Origin of the sequence: Bacteroides clarus, from assembly GCF_015555825.1 — a bacterium.
Taxonomy (GTDB): domain Bacteria; phylum Bacteroidota; class Bacteroidia; order Bacteroidales; family Bacteroidaceae; genus Bacteroides; species Bacteroides clarus.
The window spans coordinates 42,077-57,009 of record NZ_JADNLF010000014.1; the positions used below are offsets into that span (position 1 = coordinate 42,077).

General features: G+C 43.3%; 9 protein-coding genes and 1 pseudogene. 8 read left to right on the forward strand and 2 right to left on the reverse strand.

Features of this window, described 5'->3' with window-relative positions:
* Positions 1 to 2 precede the first annotated feature (2 nt).
* Positions 3 to 2,561 carry an alpha-L-rhamnosidase-related protein gene (locus tag I2F54_RS14135; protein ID WP_195501520.1) on the forward strand — a complete coding sequence of 853 codons (2,559 nt, stop codon included), beginning with the start codon at positions 3 to 5 and terminating at the stop codon, positions 2,559 to 2,561.
* A gap of 28 nt (positions 2,562 to 2,589) precedes the next feature.
* Here I2F54_RS14135 and I2F54_RS16325 read toward each other — a convergent pair.
* Positions 2,590 to 3,758 (reverse strand): annotated as a pseudogene (locus tag I2F54_RS16325) (IS4 family transposase).
* Between the two features lie 135 nt (positions 3,759 to 3,893).
* Between I2F54_RS16325 and I2F54_RS14145 the strand changes: the two are divergent.
* The 5 genes from I2F54_RS14145 to I2F54_RS14165 are packed head-to-tail and all read left to right on the forward strand — an operon-like array spanning position 3,894 to position 10,247.
* A complete protein-coding gene (locus I2F54_RS14145) occupies positions 3,894 to 5,324 on the forward strand; it encodes an L-fucose/L-arabinose isomerase family protein (protein WP_118047254.1) in 1,431 nt (476 codons plus the stop codon).
* 45 nt (positions 5,325 to 5,369) lie between these two features.
* Positions 5,370 to 6,455 (forward strand): glycoside hydrolase family 26 protein, encoded by a 1,086-nt coding sequence (locus I2F54_RS14150; protein ID WP_195501522.1) that lies wholly within the window; start codon positions 5,370 to 5,372, stop codon positions 6,453 to 6,455.
* The gene (locus tag I2F54_RS14155) at positions 6,448 to 7,653 is read left to right on the forward strand and encodes a glycoside hydrolase family 130 protein (RefSeq protein ID WP_276530171.1); all 1,206 of its coding nucleotides are present in this window, start codon (positions 6,448 to 6,450) and stop codon (positions 7,651 to 7,653) included. The genes I2F54_RS14150 and I2F54_RS14155 overlap by 8 nt, the downstream gene beginning before the upstream one ends.
* A gap of 7 nt (positions 7,654 to 7,660) precedes the next feature.
* Positions 7,661 to 9,043: an MFS transporter gene (locus I2F54_RS14160; protein ID WP_195501525.1), complete on the forward strand. Its 1,383-nt coding sequence runs from the start codon at positions 7,661 to 7,663 to the stop codon at positions 9,041 to 9,043.
* Between the two features lie 13 nt (positions 9,044 to 9,056).
* A complete protein-coding gene (locus I2F54_RS14165) occupies positions 9,057 to 10,247 on the forward strand; it encodes an AGE family epimerase/isomerase (RefSeq protein ID WP_229097206.1) in 1,191 nt (396 codons plus the stop codon).
* 100 nt (positions 10,248 to 10,347) lie between these two features.
* Here the strand turns inward: I2F54_RS14165 and I2F54_RS14170 are convergent, their stop codons facing one another.
* Positions 10,348 to 11,685 carry an aspartate kinase gene (locus I2F54_RS14170; protein WP_039950905.1) on the reverse strand — a complete coding sequence of 446 codons (1,338 nt, stop codon included), beginning with the start codon at positions 11,683 to 11,685 and terminating at the stop codon, positions 10,348 to 10,350.
* Between the two features lie 288 nt (positions 11,686 to 11,973).
* Between I2F54_RS14170 and I2F54_RS14175 the strand changes: the two genes are divergently transcribed.
* Together I2F54_RS14175 and I2F54_RS14180 are read left to right on the forward strand one after the other, a co-directional pair.
* Positions 11,974 to 13,317 (forward strand): sigma-54-dependent transcriptional regulator, encoded by a 1,344-nt coding sequence (locus tag I2F54_RS14175; protein ID WP_195501527.1) that lies wholly within the window; start codon positions 11,974 to 11,976, stop codon positions 13,315 to 13,317.
* A 324-nt stretch (positions 13,318 to 13,641) separates the two neighbouring features.
* Positions 13,642 to 14,871: a site-specific integrase gene (locus I2F54_RS14180; RefSeq protein WP_195501529.1), complete on the forward strand. Its 1,230-nt coding sequence runs from the start codon at positions 13,642 to 13,644 to the stop codon at positions 14,869 to 14,871.
* Positions 14,872 to 14,933: the final 62 nt, after the last annotated feature.

The following is a 14,933-nucleotide window of genomic DNA, read 5'->3' on the forward strand; positions in this document are numbered from 1 at the left end:
ATATGAAGACGCGTTATATGAGGGTTTTGTTGGGCATCCTATTGTCCATTGTTTCGTTCGCTCCGGTGAAGGGAAATGTTACTAACGTAGATTTTGCCCCTGCACATTGGATATGGTATCCGTCCGGACGTGTTTTGCAAAACACTTTTGTATTGTTTCGTAAAGAGTTTAATTTAGAAAAACAACCTAAACAAGCTATAGGTTGGATTTTAGCAGATAGTCGTTATCAACTTTTTGTAAATGGACATAGAGTTCAATGGGGACCTGCTCCTCATGATCCCCGTTGGCCTGAAGCAGATCCGGTTGATGTTACATCTTTGTTGAAAGAAGGTAAAAATGTTATAGCCTGTCAAGTCCTATTTTATGGGATGGGCGAAGGCACATGGGCTATGGGAAAACCGGGACTTATTATGAATCTGGATGTTGATGGTGAAAAAATAGTAACCGATAACACCTGGAAAAGTTTCTTGGCTGATAGTTGGAAACCGGGACAGTATAAGAGAAGCTTCTTGAGAACATTGCAAGAGTGTTTTGACGCAAATAAGTTCCCTTATGGTTGGGATACTGCTGATTTCCAGGAAAATGCAGATTGGATACCGGCGTCGGAATCACAAGCTTCAGCTGCTAAGCCATCGATTTGTGCTGGCTTTGCAGAATATCAGTGGGAAATTTATGGAAATCAGTCGACTACAGATATTCGCCAACGTTCGATTCCTATGATGAAAGAAAACAATGTATCTGTAGATAAATTGGTTGAAACAGCTTGGGTTACTTGGAAACGCCCATGTGAAGAGTATTTCGATATGTTAGTTCCTAATGCTTATGAAGCAGAATGGGCTGATTTGGCTCATAAGAAATCAAATGATGCGTGGGAAGTCAAAGACTCTTTGGGAAAAGCTGCTATATTGACATTTGATTTTAAAGAACAATCTGTTGGATGGCCTTATTTTACCATTGATGCTCCTGAAGGCACTATAGTAGAACTATTGGTACATGAGGCTCATCAACCGGGAGGACCTGTATTGTTGAATTCTCATTTTAATGCATGGAGCCGTTTTGTATGTAAAGAAGGAATTAATCATTTTGAAACTTTTGATTTTGAATCGTTACGTTGGTTACAACTTCATATTCGTAATAATTCAAGGTCTGTGACTGTTAGTAACGTTGGTATGCGACGCAGGCAGTACAATTTCCCTGTAGTTCCTCAGATTCATATGAAGGATGGTAAATTACAGAGATTGATGGATGCTGCGGTAAATACACTCTATAATTCAGCCCAAGAAACAGTTGTAGACGGTATGGCACGCGAACGTCAGCAATATAGTGGCGACGGAAGTCATCAGCTGCATGCTTTATACCAAGCTTTTGGAGAAAGCAGATTGCCTAAACGATTTATCCATACCTTTAGTCAAGGTATGACATTGGATGGTTACTTTTTGGATTGTTGGCCTGCTTTCGACCGTTTGGCGCGTATTATAGAACGTCAAATGCAGTTGACGGATTGGGGACCCATATTAGATCATGGTGTAGGCTTCTGTTTCGAGAATTATCATTATTATCAGTATACAGGTGATTTGGACGGGTTGAAGGGGTCTTATCCACGTTTATTGCGCTTCTTTGATTATCTAAAAGAGTTACGGGGCAATGATAAATTGTTGCCGGTTGAGAATATTGGTATTCCTTCAGTTTGGATTGATCATCAGGCATTCCGTCAACAGAAACATAAACAATGTGCTTTCAACTTGTATGTTTCGGCGATGTGTACGAGAGCATTGTTACCGTTATGTAATGCTTTTGGTGATGTAAATAAGTCTCGCGAGGTGAAAGAGTTTGGAGACTCTTTGTTGAAAGAAACGGTAGCGGCATTTTGGTCTTCTGATCAAAAAGCATTTGTTGATAACTTGCCTTGGGTAAGCGAAGATCAGGGTCAAACATACTATAGTGATAGGACATTAGCGTTGGCTATCCTTTTTGATATGTGTCCTAATGATGATGATACAGCGTGTGTCCGTTTGTTAGCTGATAAAAATAAGATAGGCGTTTCATATCCTTGTAATGCAATATGGGCTATGTGGGCGTTGGCTAAAGCCAATCGTATGGATGTAATACTGAAGGATATGCGTGAATTGTGGGCTACAATGTCGTCTGTGACTATCAACAATACAATTCAAGAGTTTTGGCAGACGGAACCCGATTCATGGTCGCAATGGAGTCATTGCGCTGTTGGTCCATTGATTATTCTGTATCAAGGAATTGCAGGAATACATCCATTGAAACCCGGATATGAGGAGTGTATGATTTCGCCCCAATTAGGAGATTTGACTGATGTTGAATTGGAAGTCCAAACTCCGGCGGGTGGAATACATTTTAAGACAGAAGGAAAATATGGAAAGAGAACATTGTTGCTTGATATACCTGCGGGAATAAAGGCTGTATTGAATTTGGATAGTCGTGAGAATGTAAAGCTGAAACCTTTGATATCAAATGATTCAGTAAAAGGCAAAAAGCAATATGAACTTATCGGAGGAAAAACTTATAAACTGAATTTGAAGTATATGTAATTTAATAAAATATATCACTGCTGGGCACTTAGTCCCAGCTGATTTTCAATTGTTTATAATTTAGTTCTTTGACATTTTTGTAATCGCAATCGGTAAGTATCTCTCTTACAGGTGTTTTATCCGGTAGAGAGAAGCTCAAGATTTGTAGAATTTCGTAGATTGGACGGTTAATTTTCAATTTGTAAGCGACAGTGGTAACCAGACAGTATGTTATGATGGCACAGTACATCTGTGTCTTGACTGCATTCATCGTGGTCTCCCAAAAAGATTTTACTCTCAGGTGTTGCTTTATCCATTTGAAAAATAGTTCCACCTGCCAACGGTTCTTGTATAGCAAGGCTATTTCCTCTGCTGAGAGTTCCATGTTGTTGGTGATGAACACAAATTCTCTGCCCAGTTTTTCATCGTAGTATTTAACCCGTCGGAGTTTGTCCGGATATGCTTTGAGCGATTTATACGTTTCAAGCATTCCAATCTGGTCACATTTTATTCCGGTTATTTTATCGACCTCACGGGAATACATTTACGGAACCTCATATTATCCTTTGCACGTGTAACGAAGTAAACACTGCTGGTGCGCAGCTTATGTAAACGAGTGAAGTCAACATATCCTTTATCCATGATATAGAAACTTTCCTTTTCATAGTTTAACTCGTCCAGCATGTTTACGTCATGTACTTTGGTGTTGGTTATCAGTACGATTGTCGGTATGGAGGTCTTTACACCATACAATGTATGAAGTTTGATGCCTCCTTTGTGTTTCCTAAATTCTGCCCACCAAAAAACATTCAGGTAAAGGTCTATGGTGGAGGAATCAAAGGCATAAACATCACCGTCAACTTTCACCTCAAAGTCATTTCTGTAGTAGCTGTTACGGGCTTCTGCAATCAAGGTATAGGCAAATTCTTCGTGGATACGATAATCCCTATTCCGGTTTGCTTTCCCTAGATTGGTACGGGTAACTGTTGAGCCGAGTCCTAAGTGATAGTACTTGTTCTTGTGCGCCTCAAGGCTAAGCATAAGGTCACGCATACTGTCCCGGGCGGTCAGTTGTCCGAAGATCATGCACAACATCTGATTCCAACAGGTGAATGTTCTGATTTTCTTATTCCCGGAATACTTCTCTACCAAGCGGTCAAAGACACGACGAGGAAGAAAATCTGTAAGTTGAGCGAAAATATATTTGCCTTGATTCATTGTTTCGAGCTTTTGGGCAAAGCTAAAACAACTTTTCAATTCAAATCGTCACGCTCCAAAAAGATACATAACTATGCGATTATCAAATATTTCAAAGAACGATGTTTAATTTAAAGTGCCCACTAGTGAAAATATATGGTTATGAAAAAAGTAAAAATTGGATTGTTAGGAACCGGACTTGATACATATTGGAACCAATTTGAAGGCTTGCATGATGCATTGTTAGCTTATCAGGAGAAGATTTGCTCAAAAATGGAAGTTGTAAATGACGTAGAGGTGGTAAATGTAGGATTGGTTGATAATGCGCAGAAATCCATCGAAGCAGCTGATAAATTAGTAAGCGAAGGAGTTGATATCGTCTTTTTATATATGTCAACTTATTGCTTGTCATCGACGGTTTTGCCTATAGCTCAGAGAGTTAATTGCCCTATTATTATATTGAATCTTCAACCGACTTCAGCAGTAGACTATGATTATATGAATAGTTTGCAAGATCGTGGTAAGATGACCGGTTATTGGTTGATGAACTGTCAGGCATGCTCTGCTCCGGAAATTATTTCTGTTTTGAAGAGAGCCGGTTTGCGCTTTGATTTAGTTTCGGGGTATTTGGATGATCCATTGGCTTGGAAAGAAATTTATGAATGGATTAATGCCGCTGTAGCATACCGTAAGATGTACAATAACCGATTGGGTATTTTAGGACATTACTATGGAGGTATGTTAGACGTATATACCGATGTAACCAAGCAGTCTGCTGTTTTTGGAACTCAGATTGAGATTTTGGAAATGTGTGAGCTTAAAGCTTTGCGTGATGCTGTAACAAAAGAAGAGATTGATGAAAAGATTGTAGAGTTCCGTAATGCTTTTAAAGTAGATGACAGATGTGATGATAAAGAACTTGTTCGGGCAGCTTGTACTTCTGTTGCTTTGGATAAGTTGGTGAAAGCTCATGATTTGGGCTCAATGGCATATTATTATGAAGGATTTGCGGGAAATGATTATGAAAATATAGTAACATCCGTAATCGCAGGAAATACACTGCTGACAGGAAAAGGAATCCCCGTTGCTGGTGAATGTGAGGTAAAAAATGTTCAGGCGATGAAGATTCTTTCAGCTTTAGGTGCCGGTGGTTCGTTCTCTGAGTTTTATGCATTAGACTTTGATGATGACATTGTAATGTTGGGACACGATGGTCCTGCCCATTGGGCGATAGCAGATGGTGAAGTCGAGCTTGTTCCATTACCTATCTACCATGGCAAACCCGGAAAGGGACTTTCTATACAGATGTCTGTGAAATGTGGTCCGGTTACCATTCTTTCTGTTTGTGAAGGAGAAAATGGAGTTTATCTGTTGGTAGCGGAGGGAGAAGCTGTTGAGGGACCGGTATTCCATATCGGAAATACGAATAGCCGTTATCGTTTTGCTTGTGGTGCACGTGAATTTATTAATAAGTGGAGCAAAGGCGGTCCTTCTCACCATTGTGCAATCGGAATAGGACATTGGGCTTATACATTGGAAAAAATGGCATTTTTGTTTAATATTCCTATTATAAAAGTTTGCGAATAAATTGCTCTTGACTTGATTATAATAACTTAATTATAAGATTATTGTATGAAATTTAAAACATTACTTTGTATAAATGCATTGGCACTTTGTGTCTCTTCTTGTGGAGTAAGCGTAGAAGAGACAACCCTTGAAACCCAAAAGCTATTAAGTAACCTTCAGAAGATGTTGTCAAAAGGCATAATGTTTGGACATCATGATGATACGGTTTATGGCATTGGCTGGGAGGGAGATGAAGGACGATCTGATGTAAAAAGTGTCTGTGGAGATTATCCGGCTGTAATCAGTTTTGATTTAGGGGAAATAGAACTCGGGCAAGATGAGAACTTGGATAAAGTTTCTTTTGATAAGATACGAAAGGAAATTGTAAATCAATATGAAAGAGGCGGTATGGTCTCTTTAAGTTGGCATGTTCGTAATCCGTTAACAGGAGGAGATGCATGGGATGTATCTGACTCAACTGTAGTCCGTTCCATTTTGCCGGGTGGAAGCATACATGATAAATTCGTCAACTGGATGGATTATGTTGCAACCTTTCTTAATTCTTTAAAAGATTCGGATGGAGTAAAAGTTCCTGTTTTGTTCCGCCCTTGGCATGAACATACCGGTAGCTGGTTTTGGTGGGGAGAAAAACTATGTTCCTCTGCTGAGTATAAACAACTATGGCGTATGACTGTAGAAACTTTGCAAGCTAAAGGTGTGAACAATGCGCTTTATGCGTATTCTTCAAGTTCTAATTTGCAAGATAGTTGCCAATATTTGGAACGTTATCCCGGGGATGATATAATCGATGTTATGGGATTTGATGCATATCAGGGTGATAGCCTAGCTTTTGTCCAAGATATGAAATCCTCTTTAAATGTTCTCAGTGAGGTTGGTAAGAAGCATAATAAAATTATAGCGCTTACAGAAACCGGATATGAAAGCATTCCTGATGCTAAATGGTGGACTGATACACTTTTACCGCTTGTTGAATCTGTTCCTCTATCTTATGTATTGGTTTGGCGTAATGCACGTGAGCGGCCGACTCATTATTATGCTCCTTATCCAGAGCAAGTTTCTGCAGAGAACTTTGTAGAATTTTACAACGATTCCAGAACTTTATTTGTTTCAAATGTTAATTTATATGAGTAATACAATGGGAAATAATTATAAAGAAAAAATTAATGCGCTTTTAAAAGATTACGAAGCGCTGATAACACAAAAGAATGAACCGGTAGAGAATGGCAACGGTATATTTACCCGTTACAAACATCCTGTGCTGACAGCTGCCCATACCCCTATCTTCTGGCGTTACGATTTGGATGAAAACAGTAATCCTTATCTAATGGAACGAATCAGCATTAATGCCACGATGAATTCCGGTGCCATAAAATGGAATAATAAGTACTTATTGGTGGTTCGGGTGGAAGGTGCTGATCGTAAATCGTTTTTTGCCATAGCCGAAAGTCCGAATGGTGTTGACAGTTTTCGCTTTTGGGATTACCCGATCACAATGCCCGAAGATGTCATTCCGGCAACCAATATCTATGATATGCGTCTCACAGCCCATGAAGACGGTTGGATATATGGTATTTTCTGTGCGGAACGGCACGATGACACAGCTCCTGTGGGAGATTTGTCTTCTGCAACGGCTACGGCAGCTATTGCCCGTACCAAAGACCTGAAAACCTGGGAGCGTCTGCCGGACTTAAAAACTAAAAGTCAGCAACGTAATGTGGTGCTTCATCCGGAATTTGTAGATGGTAAATATGCACTTTATACCCGTCCGCAGGATGGTTTCATAGATGCCGGAAGCGGTGGAGGCATTGGTTGGGCATTGGTGGATGACATAACGCATGCTGAAGTAAAGGGGGAAAAGATTATTGACCAACGCTATTATCATACTATCAAAGAGGTGAAGAATGGCGAAGGGCCGCATCCTATCAAAACCTCTAAGGGGTGGTTGCACTTGGCACATGGAGTACGTGGTTGTGCGGCAGGATTGCGTTACGTACTTTATATGTATATGACAGCCTTGGACGATCCCTCCAAACTGATAGCTGCTCCCGGTGGTTATTTCATGGCGCCCGAAGCGGAAGAACGTATAGGCGATGTAAGCAACGTACTTTTCTCCAACGGGTGGATTGTTGATGATGACGGAACGGTATTTATCTATTATGCTTCTTCCGATACGCGGATGCATGTTGCAACCTCTACTGTCGATAAGTTAGTGGATTATTGCATGAATACTCCTGTTGACGGTTTGAGTTCATCCGCATCGGTGGACACTTTAAAGAGATTGATAGACAAGAATTTGAAACTATTGAAACAACAGGCTGTTTCTAAATAAACACAGTATGATAAAACTTACAGAGAAAATAGGCTACGGATTTGGGGATATGGCATCATCCATGTTCTGGAAACTGTTTGGCGCCTATCTGATGATATTCTATACGGATGTTTTCGGTTTGCCGGCTGCGGTGGTGGGAACTATGTTCCTGATAACGAGAATATGGGATTCGGCTTTCGACCCTATTGTCGGCGTCGTTGCCGACCGTACACACTCCCGTTGGGGAAAGTTCCGGCCTTATCTCTTGTGGTTGGCTGTCCCGTTCGGCATCATCGGTATTCTGACTTTTGTTACTCCGGACTGGAGCCCGACCGGTAAGTTGATTTATGCCTACGTCACCTATTCGTTGATGATGATGATATACTCTGCCATCAACGTACCTTACGCTTCCCTGCTGGGAGTAATGAGCCCTAATCCTAAAGAACGCAACACACTTTCTACTTATAGAATGACCTTTGCCTATATCGGTAGTTTCATAGCCCTGCTGTTGTTTATGCCGTTAGTGAATTTTTTCAGCGGCAACAGTAAGGAGTTTGCCGATCAGCAGACGGGCTGGACTCTGGCAGTCGTTGTTATAGCCATCTTATGCATCGTGTTATTCTTCGGATGCTTTGCCTGGACTAAAGAACGGGTAAAGCCAATCAAAGAAACACAAAACCCGCTGAAAGAAGACTTGAAAGATTTGTTTAAAAACAAGCCTTGGTGGATCTTATTGGGTGCGGGTGTGGCTGCTTTGGTATTCAACTCCATTCGTGATGGCGCTACTGTCTATTACTTTAAGTATTTTGTCGTAGAGGAAGATTATGCGACTGTCTCTTTCTTCGGCATGTCATTCGTGTTGAGCGGACTATACCTCGCTTTGGGGCAGGCTGCCAATATAATAGGCGTAATAGCAGCCGCTCCCGTCAGCAACCGCATCGGTAAGCGTAACACCTATATGTGGGCGATGATTATCGCCACAGTACTTAGCGTTATCTTTTATTGGTTTGATAAGGAAGACCTGATATGGATGTTTGTATTTCAAGCGTTAATCAGCGTTTGCGCGGGCAGTATCTTTCCGTTGCTCTGGTCTATGTATGCCGATTGCGCCGACTATTCGGAACTGAAAACCGGTAACCGTGCCACAGGACTGATATTCTCCTCTTCTTCCATGAGCCAGAAATTCGGTTGGGCTATCGGTACGGCGGTAACCGGCTGGCTGCTCGGATTCTTTGGCTTCCAGGCAAACGCTGTGCAAAGTGAAGAAGCGATTAGCGGTATCAAGATGTTCCTGAGCTTCTTGCCGGCCATAGGTACTATCCTGAGTGTGGTGTTCATCAGCATGTATCCGCTTACAGAAAACAAAATGAAAGATATAACAACAGAACTGGAACACAAAAGACAATTATAAGAAAATGATGTGCATGAATATACTAAGCGGGATGCAGCAAGAGATGCGTACTGTACTGGAAGATAATATCCTTTCGTTTTGGGCGGATAAAATGACAGACCCGGTGCATGGCGGTTTCTATGGCCGCATCACCGGAACGGATAAACTGGAACTGCAGGCTGTGAAAGGCGCTGTACTCAATGCCCGCATATTGTGGACGTTCTCATCGGCTTACCGTTTGTTGAAAAAGCCCGGATACTTGGAAACGGCTACCCGTGCCAAACGTGTCATTATCGACCAATTCTACGACAAGGAACAGGGTGGAATATACTGGTCGCTCGACTATACAGGCCATCCCTCGGATACCAAAAAGCAGATTTATGCTTTAGGTTTTGCCATTTACGGTCTGAGTGAGTATCATCGCGCCACCGGAGACGAAGAAGCATTGGACTATGCCATCCGCCTCTTCAGAAGCATCGAACAATATAGCTTCGACTCCGTAAAGAACGGTTATTGCGAGGCCTTGACCCGCGATTGGCACGAAATCTCCGATATGCGGCTTAGCGACAAGGATGAGAATGAGCGCAAGACCATGAATACCCATTTGCATATTCTGGAACCTTACACAAATCTCTATCGGGTATGGAAAGATGAGGGTCTTGAGAAGCAACTCCGCAACTTGATACTACTCTTCACAGATAGAATACTGAACCAGCAAACCGGGCATTTGGAACTCTTTTTTGATGATGATTGGGTGAGCAAATACCGCATCGTATCCTATGGGCATGATATTGAGGCTTCCTGGCTGATTCATGAGGCGGCTTTAGTCTTGGGAGATAAAACGCTCTTGGAGAAGGTAGAGCCTCTGGTTGAGTACATCGCGGCGGCTGCCGATGAGGGATTGACATCCGAGGGTAGCATGATTTACGAGACTTTCCCCGACAAGGGGATAACGGACAGGGACTGCCATTGGTGGGTGCAAGCCGAAAATGTGGTAGGCCACATTAATCTCTATCAGCATTTCGATGATGAAGTGGCTCTTCAAAAGGCATTCCGCTGTTGGGAGTATATCAAGAAACATCTGATAGATTATCAAAACGGAGAATGGTATTGGAGCGTTCGTGCCGACGGAACGGTAAACACCGCCGATGATAAGGCGGGTTTCTGGAAATGCCCCTATCATAACGGGCGCATGTGTATGGAGATGCTTGAACGCTTTTCGTAAAAAACAGGTTAGTTGTTTTCAGGTTGAGGCTATATTAGAATGAGGTACTGATGAATATCCATTCTGATATAGCCTCTCCATTATGTATAGGGGCGGGTTGCTATTTGATGATTTTATCTGTTTCCGGCTCAAAGAGCTTATTGCTGAGCGCCTGCAAAGCCTTTTTCTTATCTTCCGTCTTAATGACGAATGCCACGTCGCTGTCATTGCTTCCATACGAAATCATCCGTAACGGAATATCCGCCAGCGCTTCTATAATCTGCGCCTCGACACCGGCATACTGCCAGCGTATGTTTCCCACTACGGATACAATAGACATGCGGTCTTCCGTCAGAATTTTTGCATATTGCTCCAGTTCCGCAAGGATTTTGCATAAGCGTTCGCTATTGTCTATGGCGACGGACACGCCCTGATTGGATGAAACCAACAGACAAAGCGGGGTTCTGTACTTGGCAAACGTATCAAAAATCTTACTGATAAACTGATAAGGGCACAGACTGTGTTTCGATTCGAATTTCACGTAGAAGATATTGTCTTTGGCGGCTATGGCCTTGATGATATTATCGTCCTGCAAATCCGAAATCAATGTCCCCTCTGCCTGAGGATTCATCGAGTTGAGCAATCGTACCGGAATATTGCGTTTGCGTGCCGGAGCGATACAAAACGGGTGCAATATTTTCGCTCCGTAAAAGGCCAGTTGCTCGGCTTCGTTGAAACTGAGATGTTTTACGGAACGGGTTCCCGATACTTCACGCGGGTCATTATTGTGCATTCCGTCAATGTCCGTCCATATCTGTATTTCCTCTGCGCGGATAGCGGCTCCGATGAGTGATGCCGTATAGTCGCTGCCACCCCGTTTCAGATTATCCGTTTCATTATAAGCGTTTTTGCAGATGTACCCTTGAGTAATAAAAAGATTGATGCCGGGGTACTGTGCCAATTGCGCTTGCAGTTTTTCCTCTATATACTTCAAGTCCGGTTCCCCTTCCGTTCCGGTACGCATAAAGTCGAAAGCAGAGAGCAAAATATTGGCAATCTTTCGTTCCCGCAGGTAGAAGTGGAGCAGGGCTGTACTGATAAGTTCCCCTTGCGCCAGTACCTCTTTTTCCTCGACCGAGGTAAATTCATCGTTGATAAATTGCCAGAGCCGCTGGAAACGGTCGAGAATATAATCTATCGCTTCCCGCTTTATGGACTCGTCTGTCAACAGTTCGTTGGCGAAGTCTATGAACTGGAATTCCAGCCGGGTTATTTTCTCGTGTGCCTGTTCTATATCACGGCTGAAGAGGTTGGCTGCGATTTCTTCCAGATGATTGGTGGTACCTGCCGTTGCGGACAGGACTACAATCTTCGGTGCGGACTCTGAAATGAGTTCCGCCACGTGTTTCATTCTCTCTACTGTGCCGACGGAAGTACCGCCGAATTTGTAAACTTTCATTTTTAATTCTTTTTTAGTTATTCTTTTTTCCGTTGCCGGGTGGAGCCACCGTACGCCTTTTCGTTTTAGAAGGCTCATTCCCAAAATGAAAGGGAGAGTTTCTTTCTCTGTTCTCTTGCAATGCCCCCGAGGATGCATTGTAAGGCGATTTACTACTTTTCCGTAGCCTTATGTAGCCCCCCTTCACTTATAAAAGTTCAAAAGACATGCCGTTCGTTTCCCGGAAAACATTTATATTTGCGCATCCCCTGTTTTTACCATTTATCACTTTAAACTTATCCGAGAAATATGAGCAAGATTTTAGTCGTTGACGATGAAGTACAGATTCGTACCCTTCTGTCGCGTATGTTGGAGTTGGAAGGATATGAAGTATGTCAGGCCGGTGATTGCAGGACTGCTTTGAAGCAGTTGGAATTTCAGAGCCCGGATGTGGCCTTGTGCGATGTATTCCTTCCTGACGGTAATGGGGTAGACCTTGTGTCGTCTATCAAGAAAACGGCCCCTAACGTCGAGATAATCCTATTGACGGCGCACGGCAATATCCCGGACGGGGTACAGGCCATTAAGAACGGCGCTTTCGATTATATCACCAAAGGTGATGATAACAATAAGATTATACCGCTTGTCAGCCGTGCCGTGGAAAAGGCGCGCATGAACGTCCGCTTGGAGAAACTGGAAAAGAAAGTAGGGCAGACGTATTCTTTCGATTCTGTTTTGGGTGATTCGAAAGCATTGAAAGATGCCGTTTCACTGGCACGGAAAGTCTCGGGAACGGACGTGCCTGTATTGCTGACGGGCGAAACGGGTACGGGAAAGGAAGTCTTTGCGCAAGCCATACATTATAATAGTAAGCGTGCCGGGCAGAATTTTGTGGCGGTCAACTGCTCTTCTTTCAGTAAAGAGCTGCTGGAAAGCGAGATGTTCGGTCATAAGGCCGGTTCGTTTACAGGCGCATTGAAAGACAAGAAAGGATTGTTTGAAGAGGCCAGCAATGGTACAATCTTTCTGGATGAAATCGGTGAAATGGCATTTGAACTGCAAGCCAAGCTTCTGCGTATTCTCGAAACGGGTGAATATATAAAGATTGGCGATACCAAACCTACCCGCGTGAATGTGCGTATCATTGCCGCAACCAACCGTAATCTGCCGGAAGAGATTGCCGCAGGACGTTTCCGCGAAGATTTATTCTACCGGCTTTCCGTATTCCAAATACATCTGCCGCCGTTGCGAGAACGGGCGGGCGATGTGCGTCTTTTGGCAAAAGCCTTTGTGAAGAACTTCTCCGCCCGGTTGGCGCGTCCCGTTACGGAAATTACGCCCGCCTTTCTCGAAGCTCTCGAGCAACAACCCTGGAAAGGCAATATCCGTGAACTGCGTAATGTGATAGAGCGCAGTCTGATTGTTAGCGAAGGTGAACGGCTGGACGTGGCCGACTTGCCGCTCGATATACAGAACGCACATTACGAACAATCCGATGAAACCAGTCCCGACAGTTTTGAACTTTCGGCTATGGAGCGTCGTCACATCGCCCGTGTATTGGAATATACGAAAGGTAATAAGACCGAAGCCGCCCGTCTGCTCAAAATCGGACTGACCACCCTCTACCGTAAAATCGAAGAGTACGGAATATAATCTGTTCCTTTCCCATAGCTTACCGAAAGTTCCCCGGCATGGAACAAAGTGTTCCGATAATCGAAACCAAGTATTTTTAAAAGATGTGCAAAGATAACGCAACCCTGTTAGAAATCAAATAGTTATAAAACATTTTTTTAGCAGGGAGGCAAAAGGAAAGCAAAAAAAAGCAGATTTGGAAAGGAGTTAGGTTACCAAATCGTAACTCCGCCAAATATGCTATAAAAAGGAGTATAATATATTATATTTCAATCTGTTGCTCGTTTTTGCATAGTATCAGATAACTCAACAGAAAGTAAATTTGTAACTAAAAAAAGTTGAGTTATGCGAAGCACATTCAAAGTATTGTTCTACACCAAGAACCAGTCAGTAAAAAATGGTAAGGCCCCGATAATGGGACGTATCACAGTCAATGGAACTCAAGCGGGTTTCAGCAGTAAAAGAACGGTGTCCCTTTCCTTATGGGACGTAAAAGCCAACCGTGCGAAGGGCAAGTCCGAGGAGGCACGCACGCTGAATCAAGAACTTGACAACATCAAGGCGCAGATAACGAAGCACTATCAGTACATCTGCGACCATGACAGTTTTGTTACGGCCAAGAAAGTATATAACCGCTATGCAGGTTTCGCAGAGGAATGCCATACTCTTATGGTGCTCTTCAGAGAACAGATTGAATCGTATAAAGAAAAGATTGGTAAAGGAAAGGCAGAAAGCACTTACCGTGGACTGGTTGCCGACTACAAGAGTCTTTTGCTTTTCATGAAAACGAAAAAGAACATCGAGGATATAGCTATTGACGAGCTTGAAAAGTCGTTCATTGAGGACTATTACACATGGATGCTCGGCACGGCAGGCAATGCGAATGCCACCGCTTTCAACCGTGTCAATACCCTGAAATGGCTGATGTACATCGCGCAGGAAAAGGGTTGGTTGCGAGTCCATCCTTTCGCATCCTTCGAGTGCAAGCCGGAATACAAGAAAAGGGCTTTTCTTACTGAAGAGGAATTGCAGAGAATTATCCACGTGGATCTGAAATACAAACGCCAGCGTGCCATGCGGGACATGTTTCTCTTCATGTGCTTCACCGGTCTTGCGTACGCCGATCTCAAAGCCATTACTTACGACAACATCCATACCGATTCCGACGGAGGCACATGGCTGATGGGCAACCGTATAAAAACCGGAGTGGCCTATGTCGTGAAGTTATTGCCCATAGCCATTGAGCTTATTGAGAAATACAGGGGTGTGGACGAGAAGAAGGATTCCCCCGATAGTGTTTTCCCCGTAGGCGAATACAACACGATGTTCCTCAGCCTCAGAATCATCGGCAAGAAGTGCGATTGCCATACCGAAGTCACCCCGCATATCGGACGTCATACATTCGCAGTTCTGGCCATTCTCAAAGGGATGCCGTTGGAAACCCTGCAAAAGGTATTAGGACATAACTCCATCCTTTCCACACAGGTATATGCCGAGCTTATCAATCCGAAAGTGGGCGAAGATACCGACAAGCTTTGCGAGAAGATAGGCCATGTTTACAAACTGGCCGTCTAATACCGACCAAAAGGAATGCCCTTTCAGCCGGCAGGCCGGAGGGACATTCCTTTTGTCTTTTC

Bases quoted from the DNA above. Each gene is read 5' to 3' on its own strand.
- I2F54_RS14155 (WP_276530171.1), top strand. From the start codon at position 6,448: ATGAGTAATACAATGGGAAATAATTATAAAGAAAAAATTAATGCGCTT.
- I2F54_RS14135 (WP_195501520.1), top strand. From the start codon at position 3: ATGAAGACGCGTTATATGAGGGTTTTGTTGGGCATCCTATTGTCCATT.
- I2F54_RS14175 (WP_195501527.1), top strand. From the start codon at position 11,974: ATGAGCAAGATTTTAGTCGTTGACGATGAAGTACAGATTCGTACCCTT.
- I2F54_RS14145 (WP_118047254.1), top strand. From the start codon at position 3,894: ATGGTTATGAAAAAAGTAAAAATTGGATTGTTAGGAACCGGACTTGAT.
- I2F54_RS14180 (WP_195501529.1), top strand. From the start codon at position 13,642: ATGCGAAGCACATTCAAAGTATTGTTCTACACCAAGAACCAGTCAGTA.
- I2F54_RS14170 (WP_039950905.1), bottom strand. From the start codon at position 11,685: ATGAAAGTTTACAAATTCGGCGGTACTTCCGTCGGCACAGTAGAGAGA.
- I2F54_RS14160 (WP_195501525.1), top strand. From the start codon at position 7,661: ATGATAAAACTTACAGAGAAAATAGGCTACGGATTTGGGGATATGGCA.
- I2F54_RS14150 (WP_195501522.1), top strand. From the start codon at position 5,370: ATGAAATTTAAAACATTACTTTGTATAAATGCATTGGCACTTTGTGTC.
- I2F54_RS14165 (WP_229097206.1), top strand. From the start codon at position 9,057: ATGAATATACTAAGCGGGATGCAGCAAGAGATGCGTACTGTACTGGAA.